20 protein-coding genes are annotated in these 22,399 nt (G+C 32.9%); 8 read left to right on the top strand and 12 right to left on the bottom strand.

What is annotated here, in order from left to right; genetic code table 11:
- Window positions 1-227: 227 nt before the first annotated feature.
- A complete protein-coding gene (locus NEF87_RS01530; RefSeq protein WP_457918337.1) occupies window positions 228-1,001 on the bottom strand; it encodes a CDP-alcohol phosphatidyltransferase family protein in 774 nt (257 codons plus the stop codon).
- Between the two features lie 219 nt (window positions 1,002-1,220).
- On the opposite strand from NEF87_RS01530, the gene NEF87_RS01525 reads away from it, so the two are divergent.
- On the top strand, window positions 1,221-2,237 hold the full coding sequence (locus tag NEF87_RS01525; RefSeq protein WP_457918336.1) for a hypothetical protein: 1,017 nt from the start codon (window positions 1,221-1,223) through the stop codon (window positions 2,235-2,237).
- 28 nt (window positions 2,238-2,265) lie between these two features.
- On the opposite strand, the gene NEF87_RS01520 is transcribed toward NEF87_RS01525, so the two are convergent.
- The 5 genes from NEF87_RS01520 to NEF87_RS01500 all read right to left on the bottom strand — a co-directional run bounded on the left by NEF87_RS01520 (window position 2,266) and on the right by NEF87_RS01500 (window position 6,293).
- Complete coding sequence (locus NEF87_RS01520) at window positions 2,266-3,147, bottom strand: EamA family transporter (RefSeq protein ID WP_457918335.1); 882 nt, start codon at window positions 3,145-3,147, stop codon at window positions 2,266-2,268.
- A 9-nt stretch (window positions 3,148-3,156) separates the two neighbouring features.
- On the bottom strand, window positions 3,157-4,437 hold the full coding sequence (locus NEF87_RS01515) for an NAD(P)/FAD-dependent oxidoreductase (protein ID WP_457918334.1): 1,281 nt from the start codon (window positions 4,435-4,437) through the stop codon (window positions 3,157-3,159).
- Between the two features lie 16 nt (window positions 4,438-4,453).
- Window positions 4,454-5,572, bottom strand: coding sequence for a (Fe-S)-binding protein (locus NEF87_RS01510; RefSeq protein ID WP_457918333.1), 1,119 nt, complete (start codon window positions 5,570-5,572; stop codon window positions 4,454-4,456).
- Window positions 5,573-5,765: 193 nt separating this feature from the next.
- Window positions 5,766-6,134: a peroxiredoxin family protein gene (locus tag NEF87_RS01505; protein ID WP_457918332.1), complete on the bottom strand. Its 369-nt coding sequence runs from the start codon at window positions 6,132-6,134 to the stop codon at window positions 5,766-5,768.
- The gene (locus tag NEF87_RS01500; protein WP_371804614.1) at window positions 6,135-6,293 is read right to left on the bottom strand and encodes a hypothetical protein; all 159 of its coding nucleotides are present in this window, start codon (window positions 6,291-6,293) and stop codon (window positions 6,135-6,137) included.
- Window positions 6,294-6,477: 184 nt separating this feature from the next.
- Between NEF87_RS01500 and NEF87_RS01495 the strand changes: the two genes are divergently transcribed.
- Window positions 6,478-7,779, top strand: a complete 1,302-nt coding sequence (locus NEF87_RS01495) for a hypothetical protein (protein WP_457918331.1) — start codon at window positions 6,478-6,480, stop codon at window positions 7,777-7,779.
- 24 nt (window positions 7,780-7,803) lie between these two features.
- On the top strand, window positions 7,804-9,093 hold the full coding sequence (locus tag NEF87_RS01490; protein ID WP_457918330.1) for a hypothetical protein: 1,290 nt from the start codon (window positions 7,804-7,806) through the stop codon (window positions 9,091-9,093).
- A gap of 157 nt (window positions 9,094-9,250) precedes the next feature.
- Here the strand turns inward: NEF87_RS01490 and NEF87_RS01485 are convergent, their stop codons facing one another.
- Together NEF87_RS01485 and NEF87_RS01480 are read right to left on the bottom strand one after the other, a co-directional pair.
- Window positions 9,251-10,603, bottom strand: a complete 1,353-nt coding sequence (locus tag NEF87_RS01485) for an MFS transporter (protein WP_457918329.1) — start codon at window positions 10,601-10,603, stop codon at window positions 9,251-9,253.
- Window positions 10,604-10,792: 189 nt separating this feature from the next.
- Entirely contained in the window at window positions 10,793-12,289 is a 1,497-nt protein-coding gene (locus NEF87_RS01480) for a dihydrolipoyl dehydrogenase family protein (protein ID WP_457918328.1), read from the bottom strand.
- Window positions 12,290-12,400: 111 nt separating this feature from the next.
- Between NEF87_RS01480 and NEF87_RS01475 the strand changes: the two genes are divergently transcribed.
- On the top strand, window positions 12,401-12,646 hold the full coding sequence (locus NEF87_RS01475; protein ID WP_457918327.1) for an NAD(P)H-dependent oxidoreductase subunit E: 246 nt from the start codon (window positions 12,401-12,403) through the stop codon (window positions 12,644-12,646).
- Window positions 12,647-12,689: 43 nt separating this feature from the next.
- Window positions 12,690-14,258 (top strand): monomeric [FeFe] hydrogenase, encoded by a 1,569-nt coding sequence (locus NEF87_RS01470; protein ID WP_457918326.1) that lies wholly within the window; start codon window positions 12,690-12,692, stop codon window positions 14,256-14,258.
- 27 nt (window positions 14,259-14,285) lie between these two features.
- Here NEF87_RS01470 and pruA read toward each other — a convergent pair whose 3' ends face one another.
- The 3 genes from pruA to NEF87_RS01455 form a co-directional block, all read right to left on the bottom strand.
- Window positions 14,286-15,905, bottom strand: coding sequence for an L-glutamate gamma-semialdehyde dehydrogenase (gene pruA, locus NEF87_RS01465; protein ID WP_457918325.1), 1,620 nt, complete (start codon window positions 15,903-15,905; stop codon window positions 14,286-14,288).
- Between the two features lie 369 nt (window positions 15,906-16,274).
- Complete coding sequence (locus NEF87_RS01460; protein ID WP_457918324.1) at window positions 16,275-16,991, bottom strand: VIT1/CCC1 transporter family protein; 717 nt, start codon at window positions 16,989-16,991, stop codon at window positions 16,275-16,277.
- 3 nt (window positions 16,992-16,994) lie between these two features.
- Window positions 16,995-17,573, bottom strand: coding sequence for a rubrerythrin family protein (locus NEF87_RS01455; protein ID WP_457918323.1), 579 nt, complete (start codon window positions 17,571-17,573; stop codon window positions 16,995-16,997).
- Between the two features lie 158 nt (window positions 17,574-17,731).
- Between NEF87_RS01455 and NEF87_RS01450 the strand changes: the two genes are divergently transcribed.
- Window positions 17,732-20,524 carry a heavy metal translocating P-type ATPase gene (locus tag NEF87_RS01450; protein WP_457918322.1) on the top strand — a complete coding sequence of 931 codons (2,793 nt, stop codon included), beginning with the start codon at window positions 17,732-17,734 and terminating at the stop codon, window positions 20,522-20,524.
- Between the two features lie 38 nt (window positions 20,525-20,562).
- Here NEF87_RS01450 and NEF87_RS01445 read toward each other — a convergent pair whose 3' ends face one another.
- Window positions 20,563-20,967 carry a hypothetical protein gene (locus NEF87_RS01445; protein WP_457918321.1) on the bottom strand — a complete coding sequence of 135 codons (405 nt, stop codon included), beginning with the start codon at window positions 20,965-20,967 and terminating at the stop codon, window positions 20,563-20,565.
- A 158-nt stretch (window positions 20,968-21,125) separates the two neighbouring features.
- Here NEF87_RS01445 and NEF87_RS01440 point away from each other — a divergent pair, with 158 nt between their 5' ends.
- Both NEF87_RS01440 and NEF87_RS01435 read left to right on the top strand, forming a co-directional pair.
- On the top strand, window positions 21,126-21,788 hold the full coding sequence (locus NEF87_RS01440; RefSeq protein WP_457918320.1) for an HAD family hydrolase: 663 nt from the start codon (window positions 21,126-21,128) through the stop codon (window positions 21,786-21,788).
- A gap of 31 nt (window positions 21,789-21,819) precedes the next feature.
- Window positions 21,820-22,389, top strand: a complete 570-nt coding sequence (locus tag NEF87_RS01435; protein ID WP_457918319.1) for a hypothetical protein — start codon at window positions 21,820-21,822, stop codon at window positions 22,387-22,389.
- Window positions 22,390-22,399: the final 10 nt, after the last annotated feature.

Raw genomic sequence — 22,399 nt, 5'->3', positions numbered from 1 at the left:
AGGTCCACTGTTTATACTTAAAAATGTTAGTTGAAAAAAAATTATATTTCAAATTAAATTTTCATAATATGTTTATAATCAATGAAATTACCGACATCCTTAAATATTACTTGATTAAACAAGAATTCATCAGCACATTTTAGAAAATATTAAGGAATTTGTATAAAAAAAAAGAAATATAAGCACATATTCAAAAAATTTTTTTTTTATCTTGGAAACATCCTATTTTATTCAGTTTTGCTGGATTTTTTATAGAACATTTTATAAGCATTATAAAATCGTTGAAATGCAGTTAAAAAGACTAAAAATGCGAACAAGTACAATAAAAATAAGCGAAAGATCGAAAACACCATCATTAGTAATATGAAAATGAATGTTTCGGTGCGTTCCATGATTCCCGTGGAATAAAAAATTACTTTTGCTTGTTGATTTAAGTTTTTTTCTTGCAAACGATTAACTGCGCCACCAATGAGCAGAAAAATACTGATACAGAGAACAATAGAACTAATAGCAATACTACCAGGAAATCCGAGTTTTTCTCGATCTGAGAAAACTATTGCAATTATCAAAGCGAGTTCTACTGTCCGATCACAGAATATATCTAATATTCCTCCAAATATTGTGGGCTTTTTTAAACGAGCAAGTGGACCATCAAAAACATCAGAAGTAAATGAAAGAAGCATCATTACCAAGCTTAATAAGAAAAAGGTGTCTCCTAGCTGCCATGTCCAATTCAATAAATGTGCTTGATATAGGCTGTTTCTAAATGCTTGTATTAAAGAATTATTCTTGACATCCGTTTCAAATAAGACTAAAGCTTGCTGAAATCCGGAGTTCAAATTCAATACATAAGGAAAAATAAACAAAATCGAACTCAGAATACCTAGTATTAATCCTATAATGGTCATTTTATTAGCTGAAATATGGGTAAGCAGATACTTTTCCGCTATTGCTTCAATTTTTTTTGACAGTTTGCTTTTATTAAGTCTCGTATCAAGCATTATTTCCCATCCTTATATTCTTCAATAGTCAAATTCTCATAAGAAAATACATTTTATCTTTCTATCGATATCATGCTAATCCTAATATGAATAAAATCTACCTTTTAATATTGAAATTCTTAACCTTAATAAGTGTGTTCAATTAAATATAGAGCATAATCAATTTAAAAATCAATTTATGTAAAAAATAAAATTTGAATCGAGGAACTTGGGAAATAAATGGAATTTGAAATTATCAATCAAAAGTTATATCTCAATGGAGAAAGATTCTTTCTTCAAGGAATGAATTTATTTTTGGATAAGTTTCGTTTAGAAAAAGACCCTCGTCAAATTTATACTCCAAAAATGGCTTCTATTGAATTAATCCAGAATATCATCCCATTACTCAAAGAAATGAATATTAATACGGTCAGAATATGGCCCACTATTCTAAATGGCCAGCATATTTCGAGTATTCCAGATGGAGGTTTGAAGATCTTAGGTGAAGAAGGAATTAACATTGTAATGAACCTACCAGTAAACTGGAATTTGAAACCTTCTTTATCCATTTTGGATCAATTTTTGCAAAAATATTCTGCTGAAAAGTATCCTAATATCATTATTTACTGCATAAATAATGAAGTTTATCATGGATTATTATCCCCTCATCGATATCTTGATGCCGTGCAAAAAAATATTTCAAAAAAAACCAATCGACCTACAATTGTAACGAATGCGAATCTAAATTTCCCAAAATATTATAATGCTGATATTATTGGGGCCGATTATTTCATGTACAAATATTCTATCTCTCGTAATGATGAAGAAGATGTAGGTGCGGTCTTTCAGATGTTTCTTGAAGATGCAGCGAAGATATATTCCATTTTTCCTAAAATTATTTTGCGCTCATATCCACTAATGGTCAAATATCTGAAGTTTATGGCAAAAAAATCCAATATTGATTTTAAACAATACCAAAAAAACTTTCTAAAGGTCTTAAAACAAACTCAAAAGCATAAAAAGCCATACATTATCGCAGAATATGGTTATACTGAAGATCCGCAATATTTAGATCGTATTTTTTCTCATATGCCTATAAAATCAATGGAAGGGCATATTTGGTACAATTGGGTTAATTTTGACACTGAAATTTCTGGTAAAATTAACAATTTACCTCTTTTTGAAAAATTTAAAGATATTACCCAAAGACTTGCAAAAATTAAGAATTTTCAACATAAGGTGGAAAATATTAGATGAACATTGTATAACCAGCGATTCAATGCTATTAATCTGGAGAGTTATTCTCTTTTCCGTTTTTGATAGAAGTAAAAGCTATTCCTAAAAGAATACAAATTAACCCAATTATCTTCAAATATTTCATCCAACCTATTGGGGTATCTATTATGAGTGTTTCTTCAAAAATCAAAATCCCTCCAATGAAGGGAGTTAATATGCTAAAAACATTTACTAAAGTTGACACAATGCTCATTCTTCCATTTAAATAGGCACTTTGCCCACTTAAAAATGCGAAACCATATGAAATTCCAAAAAATATAATAAATACTATGGTTAGAAAATAAGAATTATTTGTGGAATATGCTGCTTTATTAAAAATTGATCCTGTGCCGTACAATATTCCCGAAAAACATCCTAAAATTAGTTCCTTATTATCTATTGAGGTAAATTGATTTGCAATAACTAACAAAACTACACTTATCAAAATGAGTCCAATGAAGATTATCAATTTAGGCAAATTAATATTTGTTTCTGAGGGTGTACTAAACAGAGTTATCATAATTGCTCCAAGAATTATAAATGTGATTCCAATCCATTCGAAAAGTCCAATTTTCTCCTTTAAAATTATAGTTCCAAAGAGGATTACAAAAATTAAATTCAAGTTGACCAAAGGCTTAATTACAGAGAGATCATAATTTTTTATCGCTATTTGATATATTAGAAAGTCGATCCCTAAACAAAGCCATCCAAATAACCAAATTGGTGTTTTTAATAACTGAATATAAGCACTTCGATTTTCTTTTGAAAGATTTTGTAGTGAAACAGAAGGTTTATCTATTTTTTTCAGACCTAATTTAAAGCCTAAGGATCCTATTCCGTTAAAAAAGGCATACCCTACCATTATCAACAGAATATACCAATTGAAAACCATTTTTTTCCCTTAATGTTCTTGATAGTATAAGATACGTTCAAAATCAAACCCTCTTTCTAAGAGCATCGATTTCGTGATATTGGAAGGAATTTGTTTTTTTAAAGTGATAATTTTTTCCAGGATCATTGGATGTCGAGCTTCACCGAGTGAAAACACTCCTTTAATGAGATTATCTTGCAAAATAAGTCTAAACAGGCAAACTTGATCCCGAACTAAATATTCCGTTTCTAAAATCTCATACTCAGATGGGTTCTTGGGATTAAATTCTCCAATTACATGGCAATTCAGTCCTGCAAATATTGTATAAGCATGGAAAGTGCCCAAGTTATAAGTAATGTGATCCCTAGTCATATTGTTTCCTGCAATTTTCCCCATCTTTCCAGCAGGTCCCCATAAATCAATCAACTTGTGAGTTTTTAATTCAGGAATATAATATTCCACTACATCCCCCGCTGCGAAGATGTTTGGATCACTCGTCTGAAGGAATTGATTTACTTTAATTCCATTATCTGTTTCTAAATTGCATTCTTGGGCAAGTTGAATATTGCGACGAATACCTGTGCATACACACAAACAATCACATTCTATTTTTTCATTTTTAGAGTTTGTAATTGCTGTTAATTGCCCAGATTCATCAGTATGGATTTCAGATATTGATTCATTGAATTGGATATCCATACCTAATTTTTGGTATTTCTTGACCACAATTGCGGAGCTCTTTGTATCCAACATTTTTGGAACTAAAACATATCCCCGAGTAAGAATTGAAACTGAAACACCTCGTTCTATCAATGACTCTGCAAGTTCTGTACCTAGTACACCTGCTCCTAAAATTACAATCTTTTTGTATATTCCAGAATCTGCTTTTTCACAAATATTGAGAGTATCTTCCAAAGAATGCATTGGAAATATTCCGTCAACGTCCTTTCTTAAACTTGGAGGAATGAAAGGGATCCCTCCCGTAGCAATTAGCAATTTAGTATAGGGAATTTCTAAACTATTCTCAGTATAAACAAATTGATGATCTCTATCTATATTTTTCACTTCATCTTGAAAAAAAGTCACATTGCTTTTTTTAATGAAATTGTCCATACGTGCATTCAAATTGGGTAATTCGATTTGCTTCTTTACAAAATATTTCAAAGCAGCACGGAAATAAAACAAATGTTTGTCATGATCAATCAAATAAATACGGATTTTACCATCGGACTTGCGAATCTCCTCAATTGCATGTATTCCTGCTTGACCTCCACCAATAACAACAATTCCAGGTTTATATTTTTTTACCATATTAATCACAAATCTTTTATTCGCTTTGATCTTCTTTGGATGCCTCCTTATGTATGCATTCAAATATCAAATCATTGAAATCAACGATTTCAAGGTTTTCCTTTTCCATTTTTTCCTTAAAGACTTCATAACACGTAATACAATCGGTTAACATAGTATCAGAGCCTAATTTAACTTGCTCTATCCGCTCTTTGCGGTTAGTATAATTTATTGCATCATTTTCAAAATTGTAATAATGACAACAACTTGATTGCTCACGATTATCTTTTAATTCGTAAACTTCACCAAGTTTTGATAATAATATACGAGGGGCTTCATCTCGAAAGTATTTTCGCGATATATGGCATGAATCGTGAAATCCATATGCTTTTTTTGACTTAATTAAGGGCAGTAAATCTGCTTTAGATAAAAAGTATTCAGTGGTAGTTAGAGGTATAAATTTTACATTCTTCATTGCTTTGATTTTACGTAAAGCGGCAAAACATTCCGCACATGTGGTAATTATATATTCTGGGTCTACTTTCATAATATATTTATATAAACTTTCCAAAAATTCATCGGCCATTTCCATTCGTCCTTGCAAATATTGGGGCCATCCACAGCATGAAGTATAACCCCCCAAGACTTCATAATCTTCTTTAAGGTAATCTAAAATTGCAGTCGTTTTATGGCAGATCTCGTTAAAAATGTAGCAACCCGGATAGAATAATACTTTCGCCTTTTTTAACACTTTGGGATCACATTTATCATATAAATTTCCTAGAGTTTTTTTTGCGGATCGCCTTTTTACAGCATATAATCCCTTTGCTATTTGGGAAGGGTTAGGTTGCTTTAGCATGACATAATTTTCGTAATTCGATGGATAGGAAGATATGTTTGCCCTCAAATAGAGCACCATTAAATCTCTCCGAACCCCAGGGGGACAGACGGGAACACATTCTCCACATTGTATACAATTCAGGGCAAAATCTCTTACTATCCCTTTAGGGGGTGTGTTTGACAGAATTGGATCATTTAGCATTGAAATTGTCATTCCGGGGTCTTTTGAAACGGGACACACCCGCATACATTCATTGCAGCCAATACAATTTGGCATTTCTTGAACAACTAATTCTTCCAACTCTTCTCGGAACATACTTTATACAATTTTTATCTTAACCTTAATAAATATGTTTAAAATAAAAAATAGAATTAATTTGAAGTTTAATTTAGAATTAGAGATTTCTGATAAAATTGATGAAATTGATGAAAATGAAAAAAAAAAGATCAATCGATTGCTACGATTAACTCTGTTACACCTTATGTTTTCTGCAACAGGGGTTGATCTTTTAGACAGTTCTATTTGGAAAATTTTTCTCAAAATTGGAGATTAAAGAATCAATTGATGGTCTTATTTCTCTGGTACCTATAAACCGCCATCTTATTATTCCAGTTTCATCTATTAAAAATGTTGAGGGAATCGAGATTCGAAATTTTAGAGATTTATGATCCGCTTTAGTTCCAGTAGTAAACACATTATATTTTTTAGATATCGCACCTCGGCGATCTACTAAAATCTCTAAGTCAAATTTATTGACTTCTTTGAATTTTCTTAATTTTCTCGGATTATCAATAGCAATTGAAATCATTTTTGCCCCAATTTTCTTAAATTTATCCAAATTTTGGTTTATTTTCACAAAAAATTCTTTGCAAGGCACTCAGTAAGAGCCTCGAAAAAAATTCACGATTAAAGGACTCGATTTATAGAGTTGGGATAATACTTTGATTTCACCATCGGTATTGACTAGAGAAAAATCAGGTGCCATATCTCCCACTTTTAAACCAGCACTTTTAGCAAATTCATCTTCCGTGAGCATTTTTACCACGTTTCTAGTTTGTTGCTTCTCCTTTTAAATAAATTATATTAATTATACAACTCTTTCCTTTTCAATTATTCAAATGGTCATAAAATGGAGACATTTTAATCTAAAAGTATTTTTCGTTAAAAAAAGATAAATCATTAAATAAGTGTTTTTATAAGAAAACGTTTAATAGTGATTAATGGAAGAAGCACAGCTCCTAGATATTGTAAATAAGATGAGCGCTAAGAATTCATTTAGATATCATTATATTTCCGTAGATGAAATACTATTTAGATCCCGGATCGAGGATCTTTTACAATTATGCCAGAAGAAAGGAATAATTCTTGCTACCGATGAGATAAAAGAAAAACAGAAAATTATCTACAAAATTCTTCATTTTTATTACAACCAATATCAATCTGAAAAAGCGATTCAATCTTCTTATCTCGATTCTATCCATTATCTTGGAGACGATCTCCTAAAGTTGCTCCCAGTTACATCAAATGAATTTCTATTCGATTTTGTGAGCAAAACAGAACTCATCAATGTTTTTGCCGATTATTGTGCAGATCTTGGTATCAATGTGTATCGTGTTTTAAACGATGAAATTTACAATCTTGACGCATATCTTATTAAAAAAACAAAAGGAGTATTCGTAACCACCGAATCAGTAATAGTTCGGACCGGATTTGAATTAAAGGTGGAAGATTATGAAAAAATCTTGTCTTCTCTTGCCAGATCTACCTTAATTTCAGAATGGAAGCTGTTTGTAACTACTCCAATTGGGGCTTTAATCATTGGAATGGATAAATTACTTGCTGATATGAAGCGATTACACACATGGTTGTATATAGTTGATCCTGTTCAAAAACGTGTATTTGGAGTGGAAAAAGGAAAAACATCAAAAAATGAAGACTCAAATCTTCGTGATGAATATATCACTAATCTCCCCTCCACACCATTAAGGACCGCCTCACAAGTGGTTAAAATTTCAAAATATGCTTTTGAAGAGAAATATGCATATAAGCATAAAATTTACCGTAAATTCTTCTTTTCAGACCAAGCGGTATCCAAAATGATGGAACACTCCAAATTAATAAAACCAATGTTTATTGATATATTTCGTTCGCTAATTATTCTGGATAAAAAATCAGGTCTGACAATTTATTCATACAAACAGAAAGATGTTGATGAACAAATGGTGGGTGGTTTTCTTTCTGCATTTGATTCTTTTGTATCTTCTGTTTCGGGTTCTACTAAATTAGAAGAAATAAATTATCAAGGTTTTACAATAAATGCCATTCTAGGAAAAAAAATTAAAGTTATTTCGATATTATCCAAAAGTGGTGGTCAAATTTTTAAAGAACGCTTAGCCGTGTTTACAAAATTATTTGAGCAAAAACTTAATGAAGAATTGGACTTATTCTATGAAACTGGTCAATCAATTGCATCAATAGATCATCTCATAGTCCCTTTAATTAAATCAACTTTATCAATTTGAAAAGTTTGCGAAGTGAACTAAATAATGACAACAAATCGTGAAAAATTTGCACTTTTATCAAAAAGTAATCCAGTAAAATTTGGATTAATATGCTTGGAATGTTTATTTGAGCACAGTTCCGTTGAAGATTTACACAAGTTTGCTTTGATCCAAGCTTTAATAAATCCTGAAGATCATTTTGAGAAGGATACAATCCTTACAATTATTTTGGATTATTATCTCTCGAGTGAAATAATTGAAAAACGGTTAAAAAAAGAAAAATTAAATAAAGTTGAACTTATCGGGAAAGACATTTGCACATCCCAAGTGATGCAATGTAATTTAGCGATGTTTGATTTTATTGCAAAATCTGATTTAATCAACATTTTTGCCGATTATTGTGCCGACTTAAAAATTAACGTATTTCAAAACAAAAAAGATGAAGAATACAATATTGATCTATATTTAACTAAAAAAGATCCGCGTTTAAAAACTGAATCTGTATTTATTCTAACTGGAAACGATATTCAAGAAAAATATCGTGAAACATTTTTAAATATTGAGAGAGCTGGTGAAATCTCAGATTGGAAAATTTTTGTGACTACACCAGTCGGAGTTTTAAAAATAGGATATGAAAGACTGTTAGTAGATATGAAAAAATTGAATTGTTGGTTATATGTGGTTGATCCTGTTCAAGAGCAAATTTTTGGGATATTGAAAGGAGGAAAATCAAAGCGTGAAGTTGAAGAACTTAGAAATGCTTACATTAGTAAATTACCTTCTACTCCGATTCGTGCAGCATCCCAAGTAGTAAAAATCTCTAAATATGCATTTTCTGAAAAGCAAAGCTATCGACCCAAAGATGTTCAGTTATTCTATATTCCAGAAAACTCTCACAATTTGATGGAAGCTTCAAAAAAGAATCTGAAATATCAAGATATTTTTAAAAATTTGCTTATAATATCCAATGATTCAGGGTTATCTATGTTTTCTCACGCAACAAAATTGGGTATGCCATTAAACGAATTGATGATTTCAGGTTTCCTATCTGCGATGGATTCTTTTATAGAAGAAATTAGTGGAGGAAAGGGGATGTTAAATGAAGTAGATTATCAAAATTTTAAAATTAATGCTGCAGTTGGAAAATATGCAAAAATATTTGCAATAACAAGTGATTCTGTTGACGACTCGTTTAGGGAACGGCTAAATTACTTAAATAATTACTTAGAAGAACGATATCAAACAGAGATTGAAGGATTTATAAAAACAGGCAATTTAGGCAATATTGATGAATCGGAGTGGGTTGAAGCGGTTCATAAAATTCTTCTGGTTTAATTATGATTCTAACTACTTTTATTGCTTCTTTTTTTTATACTTTCATACATATTTTATACTAATATAATTATAGGACTCGGAATTATTCTATTATAGCTCAATTCTTTCCAAAATGGAATTAAAGAAAAAATTCTACTAATTTAAATATTAGATGGTATCAAGAAAGTGATTCCTGTTCTTCCCTTGGTTCTTTTATATTAACTGGTACGACTTCAGTCATAATTTCAGGATTTTTGAGCACTTCTAATGATTTGTTATCCTGAACTATTTTTTCTGCGTCCATAATAGGTGTAAATTTCCAGATAAACTGAATGGCTAATATTGGTATAAGGCTCGATACAATGAATAATAGCTTAGTACTCATTAAATTGGCTAAAGGTCCTGAAATTATCATCCCAATGGGACTTATTAACATTGATAATGCACCTAAAACTGTGCTAATGCGTCCTTGGACTTCATTTGGTACATTTTTTTGGAATATTGTTGAGATAATCGTATTAGTAAAGGGAAAAGTCATTCCTGAAACAAACATACCAAGACTCATTATCCAATAGGATCCTAGAGGTGCGAGTCCAATAATTGCAAATCCAATAAATTGAATAGTTAAAATAAACTGCATGAATTTCATAGGATTCTTCCGCTTTGGTTTTATGGTAGTAATTAACCCCCCAAATATTAATCCTGCTTGCTGAGCCATCATCACTAAAGCTAAATGCTGTTCAGTTCCTCCATTATCTACATTGATATAATAGGCAAGCAAAGAAGTAAAAGGCATGATGAAGAAGTTGACGAATGATGCCGTCAAAATTAAACTGAAAAAACCAACATTTCTTCGTAGAAATTGAAACCCTTCTTTTATTCCTTCCTTGTACTCACCCATTGAGGGTAATTGGACTTTATCTCCAATATGTGCTAATTTAGGAATTCGTATGAAAAAGAATGGAATTATGGCAATGAGGAATGTAAAAATATCAACGAATAGCAACTGGAAAATATCAAAGAAATTGAGTAATAAAGCTGCAATTGGTGCCCCAATTAAACTCATAATATTTGAGAAGAAATAATCTAATCCATTCAATCGAGCCAGTTTTTCTTTTGGAACCATTTGAGAGACTATTGCATATTTTGCCGGACCTTGAAGAGTTTGAAATATGGAACGAAGTGAAATAATAAGGAAATAAATCCAAATCTGCATCATATTGAAATAGAACGAACATATTAATAATAAAGTCACAAAAGCTTGCAAGAAATCCGCAAGAATTATTAATTTTTGTCGATCTACCTTATCGGCTAATACTCCAGTAAAAGGACTTAAAATTACACTGGGGATGTATCCAAAGAATGTGGCGAGAGACAGATATACAGCGCTTTGCGTCTCTATGGTTATCCACCAAATCATAACAAATTGAACAATATTTGATCCAATAAGCGAAATCAATTGGCCAATCCAAATGATTAGATATTGGTGATAGGTTTTTAAAGTTGGTGGGTTTTTATCCAAATTTGACATATTAATCAACATCCATATATGACTATAAAATGTGTACAGTACATATTTTAGTGTGTATGTTATATATAAAGTTTGTTTTCAAAATTTACATATGTTGTTTTTTGAAGCAATTCACTAAAAGCAAAAATTTAATCATTGATCATACGAGAGAAGGTGTTAAGAACCTAAAAGAAAAATAATAAGAAAAAATTAGTGATGAGAATGCTCAATATTGACTGGTTGTAAATTTCCTAAAGCCCACCCAACTACTTCATTTAGAGACGGATGGATAACCATAGATTTATATATTGGCATAAATGAACCCGCTTCCGGACAAGCATTAGTGAATTTTCGAAGATTGTTTGCTATCTTAAATTCTTGATTTCCGCATGAAAAACCCGCATTCATCAAATACACAATTGGTTGAATCAATGTTGCTGCATGAGGTCCAATAGCATGAGCTCCGAGTATATGATAGTCTGAATCTACAATTAATTTAAATAGTCCATCAGTATCCTCTAATCCCATTGCAAATCCTTTTGCTACAGAAGAATAAGTTTTAACTGCCGTATAGATTTGATTACCTTGATCAATTGCTTCCTTTTCTGTTAACCCAACATGAGCAATCTGTGGATAAGTAAAAATTGCCCAAGGTACCGCAGAGTAATCCACCATCGTCTTTTCCTTTTTCCCAAAAATATTTCTAACAACAATTTCCGCATCGTAATTTGCTTTATGTCGAAATTGATATTTACCCGTTGCATCTCCTATTGCCCAGATGTTTCGAATATTCGTTTGTAAGAATTTGTCTGTCTTAATCCAATTTGTTTTCGTCGTTTCAATATTGGCATTTTCCACCCTCAATACATCCGCATTAGAACGCCTTCCTGTTGCAATTAGCAGCGTTTCGCTTTGAATCGTTTTAATTTCGTTCGTTTCGAGATTTTGAATGAATAATTCTTTCAAATTCCCATTTTGTTTTACACGAATTGCTTTATGATTTGTGAAAACGGAGAGATGTTTTGAAAAACTTTGTTCCAAAATTTTCGACACTTCTGGTTCTTCCGTAGGAACTAATCGAGGTAACATTTCAACAATTGTTACATTCGTTCCAAATGCTGAAAAAATATGAGCAAATTCGGCAGCAATCACCCCACCGCCAATTATCGTTAGACTTTTCCAGGGTCGTTCTGGAAATTTATCTCCAAAAAAGGATTCACTTGTAACAAAATCAACTTGCTTTAATCCTTCAATCGGAGGTATAAAAGATCTTCCTCCTGATGCTAAAATAATCTGTTTTCCTTTGAATTCTTCGGAGTATTCTCCAGTCTCATTCAATTTTACTTTCAGCGAATATTTTCCTGTAAATTCACCAACACCCCGAAATATTTTTAAATTCGGAGCTTGACTCAAACTTTGTTCTATCCCTTCACTTTCATCAATTTGGCTCCACATTCGTTCACTAATTAATTGCCAATCAAAATGCTTGAAATTTATACTAAGACCGATCTTTTTTGCATGATCTGCTTCGCGAATAACATCTGCAGGATAAACTAAAACTTTGCTCGGGATGCATCCTCGCGTTAAACACGTACCACCCATTTTAGCATCTTCAATTAGTGCACAAGACAACCCACGTTGTAATCCTGAGCTTAAAACAGTTAATCCAACTCCACTACCAACAACTATTAAATCATATTCTTTCATTACTTCTCTTTTCAATAATATCACTTAGGGGTAATAATAGTGACGCATTAATATCCTAGGGTGAATAAATTCAAATTCAAATATGTTCTAAATAAAATGGGGAAGAAACTAATGGAAAAGATTAATTTAAAAATATGTTGCGGAATGAACTGTTTGACCCATGGTGGACAAGAGCTGCTCGACTTGGCAGAAAATGATTCTTTTATTCAGAAACACTGCAAAATTGAAAGTGTTCCATGCCAAAATTCTTGTGGCAATGAAGGTGTGTTATCCCCAACCGTAGTCATTAATAATGAAATTTATAGTTCCATGACAGCCGATAAGTTAATGGAAATTATCAGAGATCTAAAAGCTTAATTATATCTTTTCTACTAAATACAATAAAAAAATGCGATAGCTTATGCCATTACCATCCTTGAATATTTTTGAGAAGATGCGGGGGCTTTATACTCCGGTCACCGATATTCGTCGTCGAGTTTTATCCGCTGTGGCTCGAATGATAGTGCAAGACAAACTCCCCAGTTATATTGAACATATTCCATATAAAATCATAAATACAGACACCCCCACTTATCGTGAATCGGTGTTCAAGGAAAGAGCCATTGTACGTGAAAGAGTTCGGCTTGCCTTTGGTATGGATCTTAAAGAATTTGGAGCTCACGGTCCAATCAATGATGATGATGTCATCAATATGATAACAGATCGAAAGGTTGCCAAACGACCGATTGTAAATGTAATTAAAGTTGGATGTGAAAGGTGCCCAGAACATTCCTATTTAGTTACAGATTTGTGTCGAGGATGCATCGCTCATCCATGCACAACAGTCTGTCCAAAAAATTGTGTATCTATTTTACCATCGGGCAAATCATTTATTGATCAGGAAAAATGTATTCGGTGTGGGAAATGTGCTCAAGTGTGTCCTTATAATGCAATTGTTTATCGGGAAAGACCTTGTGCTGCTGCTTGTGGAGTCAATGCAATACATTCAGATGATGATGGATTTGCAGAAATCGATTCCGATCAATGTGTCTCATGCGGAATGTGCATTGTTTCCTGTCCATTTGGTGCTATTGCTGAAAAATCTGAGATAGTACAAGTTTTGTCTGCTTTAAAAGGACCTAATTCTGTCTATGCTGAGATTGCTCCAGCATTTGTAAGCCAATTCGGACCATTGGTTAAACCCCCAATGTTAATTGAAGCATTAAAAACTCTAGGGTTCAAAGATGTGCGCGAAGTGGCCTATGGTGCAGATGTCGTGGTAGTAAATGAAGCAGAAGAATTGATTGAATTAATCGAGAAACGAGAGAAATGTATCGAAAATTCTGATGAAAAAGATGATTGTAGATCATTTGTTGGGACAAGTTGCTGCACCGCTTGGGCAATGATGGCAGAAAAAAAATTTCCTTCTACTTTTGCTCTCAATATATCCGAATCTTTTGCACCCATGGTAGAAATTGCTAAACAAATCAAGAAAGAAGATCCTAATGGAATAGTAGTCTTCATAGGTCCTTGCATCGCCAAAAAGGAAGAATGTTTTATTCCTAAAGTCGCTGAATTTGTGGATTTTGTTATTACTTTTGAAGAACTCTCAGCTCTATTTCAAGCAAATAATATTGATGTAACAAAAATGGTGGGTACGGAAGAACTGCATGATGCATCGGCTTTAGGTCGTGGTTTTCCCGTCGCAGGTGGAGTAGCAAACGCAGTTATAGAACAAACCAAAGCAATTATTGGACAAGATCACGACATTCCACTTATTGCTGCGGATACTTTGAAAGAATGTGTGATTCTATTAAAAAAATTGGAAAAGGGGAAACTCGATCCTTCACCACTACTTGTGGAAGGAATGGCTTGTCCCTACGGTTGCGTTGGTGGTCCTGGTACATTAGCACCGCTCAAGAGAGCTCAACGAGAAGTAAAAAAATACAGTTCTTCTGCGGATTGGAAACAACCTAAAGATCATTTATAATTTTCAATCTTTATCCCTATTATATCATTATTCTAGAAAAGGAGGTTTCCAATTATTTGCAGCTACTGCGTTTTCCTTTATTGTACGAGGACTAAGCCATCGTAGAAGATTTAATTTTGATCCTGCTTTATCATTAGTCCCGGATGAACGAGTACCTCCGAATGGCTGCCTACTTACTATAGCACCTGTTGGTTTATCATTAATGTAGAAATTACCCGCTGCAAATCTTAGAATTTTTTCAGCTTTTTCAATAGCATATCTATCTTGGGCAAATATTGCTCCAGTAAGAGCATATGGGGAAGTTTCATCTGCAATTTTAAGAGTTGACTCAAATTCTTCATCTCGATAGACATAGATTGTCACAATAGGTCCAAAAATTTCTTCTTCCATTAACTTACTTCTGGGATCTTTAGATTGGACGAGGCAAGGGGATATGAACCAACCTTTACTTGAATCAAAAGAACCTCCATAAATAATCTCATAGGTTTTTGGATTTTCTTTTGCAATATCTAAGTAGGATACAATTTTTTCATAAGCGTTTTTATTAATAATAGCCCCTCCAGCACAATTAAGATTCGCAATATCTCCAAATGAAAAATTTTTAAGAATTATCATAAGTTTTTGTTTTAGGTTAACCCATTGGCTTTGTGGAACATAAACTCTTGAACATGCGGAACATTTTTGACCTTGATATTCAAAACCACTACGAACAATATTAAATGCTGCTGATTGAATATTTGCTGATGAATGTAGGAAAATAAAATCCTTTCCACCAGTTTCTCCAACTATTCGAGGAATATTTTTATAATATTTCAAATTTTGGGAGATCGTTTGATATATTGTAACAAGGGTCTCATAACTTCCAGTAAAATGAAATCCTGCGAGATTTGAATTTTTATAGATAATATTCGAATTATTACTGTTGAAGGGAACAAAATTTATTACTCCAGCCGGTAATCCTGCTTCCATTAAAACTTCCATAATTTTATAGTTTGAAAAAACTACACTTCTGGCAGGTTTCCACAATACAACATTTCCAGATATCGCAGGTGCTGTGGGTAGATTACCTCCAATAGAATAAAAATTGAATGGGGGAATTGCAAGAACAAAACCTTCTAGAGGGCGCCAATCAAATCGATTTCGCTCATTAATAGATTGATTTGGCTGGATTTGATAAATTTCTTCCAGATACTTAGCATTAAAATTTAAAAAATCAATCATTTCTGCCAAATCAATTTCAGCTTCATAAGGTGTTTTTGAATGATTTAGCATTATGGCAGCGATATTTTCTATCCTTTTAGGACCTGCCAATAGAGATGCTGCGTTTTTAAAGATAACAACTCTGTGATACCAGTCAATTGATGACCAATTCTTTTGAGCAATTATTGCTGAGTTAATTGCTTCTTCAAGATGTTTTTCTTCTGCAAGATATGCTTTTGCAAGTACAATTGAATGATCATGAGGGGCCCTAACTTCAAAAAAATTATTTGTTTTTACAGGATTTCCATTTATTATTAGAGGGATCTCAATTACTTCAGATTTCATTTTTATTAATTCTTGTTCTAGTCGTTTGCGTTCTATTGATCCTAGTTTATAGCTGGAAATATGATCAATATCATTTCTGGGCAATTCTATATTCCATAGCATATGTATCACGATATAATCGAGAATATTTTCAAATTGAATTTATATTCACGATATGTATGATTGTACATATCGATATTAAAAATAAACTTTTTCATTCAGTAAGGGAAGATTATAATATGAATTTATGAAATAATTGCCCAAGGGAAGGAAATAAACATACAATTTCTGTTGATTCGAAAACTCCTAAAGATTATTAATTACATTTAGTTATCTGATGAGGAATACACCCTTTTGAATTTTCAATTAACACCCAGACTACTATTCAGTCTCATATTCTTGAATAAATCGGTTATATTTCTCCTAAAAATATGATAAATTCTTGGAATTGACTCCGAGGAACTGAATAATTTTTTAGAAATAAAAAAAATTTTAGATTGCTACACCAACAAGATTTCCGATGAAATAAGAAACGCCATAAGCAAATAATCCAACAATTAACATTTCAATACCGGATTTCCACCATATTGCACCTGTTACAAATTTTTTCAATGCCCCAGCCATAAATAGACCTCCAAAAGTTAAGATGGTTGCGATCCAGAATATAATGGTGCCGTCAAATACAGTTTGGAAAATAAGATATGGCAAGACTGGAAAGAGTGAGCCTAAAATGAAAGCAAAGAAAATTATGAGTGGTTCTTTCAAACTTGTTTCTTGTTCTAAATCTGTCACGCCTAATTCTTCAATAACCATTTCACGAACCCACCGATCTTCATCTTTGATTATTTGTCCTACAATTTCTTCCAATAATTTTCCTTCAAATCCTTTTTTTTGATAAATTAATCGTATTTCCTCTATCTCGATCTCAGGGGTGAGGTGAATTTCCATACGTTCTTGCTCGATTTCATGTTGAAAAAACTGTTTTTCAGATTTACCGCTAATAAATTCTCCCGCAGCCATGCTTAGTGCTCCCGCTATGGTTGCAGCTAAAAGCGTAATTAATATGGTCTTGGGAGATTGACCTGCACCAGCAACACCAGCGAGTAAGGCAAAAATGGAAACTACTCCATCATTCATCCCAAAAGTGATTTGACGGATAACTTCTCCACCTTCAAGGTGAAATTTATCTTCATAGGGTTTATTTGACATAGTTCATTTTTCTCCAGTTTCGATAGATTCATTTTTAATTAATTTATAGAAGTGAGGATCATGTTTACATATTGGGCAAGGTTCTGAAGGTAAATCACCAAGAACTAGATTACCACAGACTTTACATACCCAGATTTCTGTTGGTCCAAGATCTTTTCCAGATTGGAGAGCCGACAATGCGATTTTTAAAGCGTTAGCATGAGTAATTTCGACATTTCGAGCCCATTCAAAGGATAAATAGCCCACTTTTCCATACATTGTTTTTCTTTCCTTTTTAATGGCTTTCATGAATGTTGGATACATCGTTTTATATTCATAGAGTTCCCCTTCAATGGCATTTTCAATATTCAATAAAGTAGTTTTTTGTTGAAAATTTTCGAGTTTTGGTTGAAAGTCGGGGTCTTTTAACGCTTTTCGATGATTCTGAATGTGGATTTGTTCTGCAGCAATTAATGCTTTAAAAAGGTACGCGATATTTGTAAATCCTTCTTGTGTCGCCGTTTCCATAAAAGCCGTATATTTCACAACCGCCGAAGATTCACCAGAAATGGCTTCTTTTAGATATTTTTTCGTTAATTCCATAGATTTGCTTCCTTCCCAAATTATTACTTATTTTATGATCAATTTAGGTTCATCCTATAAAATATGTCCGATTTTCTTTTCTGATATAATCAATTTTCCCAGAATAATTATTTTTCATATTGAAGAAATTCAATATCTTGAAGATTATTCTTTATAATATGGTTCAAAATGGCTATGATTCTACGAATATAACTTCCTTAAGTAATCCAGTAAATCATCTCGATAAAGACGATATAGAATTAAATTTGAATATTTCAGGAATGACATGTGCGAATTGTGCATTGAAAATTAATACAAGACTTAAATCCCTTCCAGGGATTCAACGAGTAGATGTAGTTCTTCCTACAGAAAGCGCTAAGGTAAGCTTTAACAAAAATCAGGTCAATCTCGACGAAATTCTAAAGTCTGTAAAAGATATTGGATATAAAGCGACTCTTTCGAGATTAGAAATTTCAACAGACCCCACAACTCAGAATTCAATGATTACACAAGCAATATTATCACTTAAGATGATACAAGGTATTTATTCAGTTACTTTTATAGATGAAAAGAAATTGTTCAAAATAAATTTTAATTCAGGAGAAATCTCAGAAAATAAAGTGATGAAAGAGTTCTATAAACTTGGAATTGAAGGTAAAAAAACTCAAGGAATTTTAGAACAAGAGCGAGAAAACTATCAAGATGATATACGACATAAAAAGCGTCTCTTTTTGGTTAGTGCTATCATATTGCTCCCAATATTCACCATTGGTCAAATCAACTTGTTTACAGATATATTTATGGATTATATGCAACCAATTCGATATGTTTTATTTAGTTTAACGACAATTTCTCAAATAGTTGTGGGTTCCTTTTTCTATAGAGGTGCTTACTCCAGTTTAAAAAATAAAAGTACCAATATGGATGTTCTAATAGCATTGGGGAGTGGAACAGCTTATCTTTATAGCGTTTATTCCACATTTACCGGCTATGGAGATATCTTTTTTGGAGAATCTGTTATGATTTTTACTTTCATAGCCTTGGGGAAATGGTTAGAGTCCATTGCTAAAGGTAGAACATCAACCGCCTTAACAAAGTTAATGGAATTGAAAGCAACATCTGCGCGAGTTTTACGTGACGGTATTGAAGTGGATGTGGATATCGATGAGATTGATCTAAATGATATTCTTGTGGTAAAACCAGGAGAAAAAATACCGATTGATGGTATTGTAGAAGAAGGAATTTCTCGTGTGGATGAATCCATGATAACAGGAGAATCTATTTCGGTTAAAAAACGCCCTGAAGATATTGTTATTGGGGGAACGGTGAATCAAAATGGACTTTTAAAAATCAAAGTCGATAAAATTGGAAATGATACCGTTTTAAGTCGAATAATTCACATGGTCCGAGGTGCGCAAACTGAAAAACCTCCAATGCAATTACTCGCAGATAAAATTAGCAATATATTCGTACCTACTGTCATAGCAATCGGATTAATCACCTTTTCCTATTGGTTTTGGGGACAATCGTATACTTTTGAAGATTCTTTACTCCGATTTGTGAGTGTCATAGTTATTTCGTGTCCTTGTGCCTTAGGTTTGGCTATCCCTACCGCTGTTATGGTTGGTACGGGATTAGGGGCGAAATCGGGAATTCTTATTAAAGGGGGAGAAAGTCTCGAAACGGTTCATAAAGTCAATCATATAGTATTTGATAAGACAGGCACTCTAACCATGGGTAAACCCCATGTGGTAAAAAATCTTCCATTCAATCAAGCTACAATGAAGGATGTACTCTATTTTGCGGGATCTATTGAGCAAGGATCAGAGCATCCATTAGGAAAGGCTATTATTGAAAAAGCACTCGATAAAGAGATAAAACTAAGTTCAGTTGAAGATTTTCAAAATATTCCTGGGTTTGGAATCATGGGAAAAATCGGTAGCGATAAAATAATTGTAGGTAATCTTAAATTTGCGGAAAAGGAAGACATCTCTTTGCAGATGGCCAAAAATGAAATTGATCAATTGCAATCGCAAGGAAACACAGTTGTGTTTGTAGCAAAGAATGGAGCAATAATTGGTATCTTGGCAATTATGGATACATTAAAACCGAATTCTAAGGCGGTCATTGCAGAATTACATCAGCAAAATATTCGTACTTACATGTTGACTGGTGATCACGAGAAAACCGCCAAAGCAATCGCCCAATCCATTGGGATAAAAGAATATTTCGCTGAAGTTCTTCCATCTCAAAAACTTGCGAAAATTGAAGAAATTCAAAGTCGTCCAAATGCAGTTGTTGCTATGGTAGGGGATGGAATTAATGATGCTCCGGCACTAACAAAAGCGGATGTGGGTATTGCAATTGGATCTGGAACAGATATAGCTATGGAATCAGCAGACATCGTATTAATTAAGGGTGAATTACAGAATATAATCGCAGCGATTACTCTTTCAAAAAAAACTTATAATAAAATGAAACAGAATCTATTTTGGGCGGGAATTTATAATCTGATTGGAATCCCTTTCGCAGCGGGTGTATTTTTCGGAATTCTTGGGTTTTTTGTGCCTCCTGGAATAGCTTCCTTATTTATGGCTCTGAGTTCTGTTTCGGTAGTCACTTCCGCGTTATTATTAAAACGGCTTGATTTGAACAAAATAAAAGAGAATATTAATTCCCAGAATGAAAAATCCAAAGTTATTAATGACGAAATATCTCATGGGACTCGTTCTGGTAATGAAATCAATTCAGAAATGATATTAAAAGATGGAGAAAAAAATATAATGGTAAGTAAATTAGTATGTGAAAAATGTGGGCATGAAGAAAGCCTACCAAAGCATTGTGGCAGGGATATGATCCCTCATGAAGGAAAACTAGTCTGTTGGATGAATCTTGATCCTAAATTTGGCGGAATGAATTGTGGTACTGTAGAATATCCACAACACTGTGATGTTCAAATGATTGCTAAATAAATGCAAGATTCATCTTTTTTTTATTTACTCATTTCAATTCAAAGATCTTGATAGGGTTCTTCTTTGACTTCCGCTTGCTTCTTTTGTTTTTTTGCTTTTAAGGACCAACCACAACTTGGACAAACTGATCGAAATCGACCCATATTCTTTGCACAACGTTCACAATATCTCAAAGTTCCTGGCAAGTCTTTATTTTTGACATTTAAATATCCTATAAAAAAATCCAGAAACATCATAATACCATACACCAAGATAATGATAATAATAATTTTCCATAGAAAAATTGGGACAAATACCACTGCTAGAACTAAGGTGATATCAATAAATCCCGTGACAATAACCGGCCAACCTTTTCCATAGTTGTTACTAGTATTTCGGGGCAAGAATAGTTTAACAATTCCTGAAAATATGTAATCAAGGAGATCAGAAACAATACCCATCATTTCTATTATCTTAAATATACGATGTTCAATTAATAAATCTTTCTTAGAAGTTAGTTAAAAATAGGACCCAGCAACAATCCTTTTAAGAAGAAATAAGCTAGTGGAGTATAGAAATGGAATCATATTTTTTATTAAGCTTTACGCATTTTTAATTTCTAATGACCTTAGAAGCAATAATTTTTGATTGCGATGGCGTATTGGTGGACTCTGAAAAATTTAGCTGCGGAGCTTGGAATGTTTTAATGAAAAAAGAATACAATTTAGAAGTGGGGACGGATTATAATGCAATTTTAGGTAAAAATTCGACTGATGCTGCTAAATTTTATTTAGAGAAATATGACATCGACTACTCTAAAGATTTATTGCATGTTCTGGCCAAAAAAAAGGAAGATACTTACTATCAAATCTCCAAAAATCATCTTGACCCAGTACCAGGGATCCGGCAAATAATTCATGATGCTAAATCCCTCAAGTTAAAAATAGCTGTCGCTTCCTCTGGAAGCTTGGACAAAATTAATTATAGTCTTACAGAAACGGGGCTTCGCGATGAATTTGATATGATAATTTGCGCTGATGATGTAAAACATGCCAAGCCATCTCCAGATATATTTTTAACCGCGATGGCGAAGTTAAATTCAAAACCAGAACAAAGCATTGTAATTGAAGATTCATTATCTGGAATTATTGCAGCTAAAGCTAGTGGAGCTTACACTGTAGCTATTGCAAATACTTTTCCAAGGGATAAACTTCAAGATGCCGATTTGGTAATTGAAAGCTTTGCAGACTTAGATTTGAACGCTCTTTTCTCACATTTTTCTTAATTAAAATATTGGAATGAAACGGGCGCCTATTATGAACTCTTATTCCAGCACAACTATTTCTATCCCTTATTGCGAAGATTGCAAATTTTGTTGTCATGGGATACCTACGGGAGTGTGTGGATACCATACATTAGTTGAAATTGGGCAAGGAACACTGCCACCCAAAATTTGCCAAAAATTTGTGGTTTATCGAATTCATAAAAAATTTATTAATGAAGCAGCTTCAAGATGGTGGCATTGTCCCGATTCCAATTTGTTAACTAAAATGACCCTTGTAAAAGAAGATTTCTATGAAATCCTTGCTATAGCTAAGACACGGGGTAGATGTCCATTACTGGGACAAGATGGATGCTTATTTCCTGATGCTAAACCATTCAATTGTGAAATATTTCCCTTTTATATCGAAGAAAAAGATTTTCATATTGCGAGTTGGTGTAAATTTATCGATAAGTTAGATGTGCGAACCTTTGAATCTCCAGTGAAGACCATCATTGAAGAATATGAACATTATTCTATAAAGAATGCTTCACGATACTATGAATTGTTAAAGAATCTGCAAAAAAAATGGCAATGGACAGTTCATACCTTTCGTCCATTTTAATATTGAAATG

The organism is Candidatus Lokiarchaeum ossiferum, assembly GCA_025839675.1.
Classification (GTDB): Archaea; Asgardarchaeota; Lokiarchaeia; order Sigyniarchaeales; family Promethearchaeaceae; genus Lokiarchaeum; species Lokiarchaeum ossiferum.
This window is presented reverse-complemented; position numbering and strand designations above follow the sequence as displayed.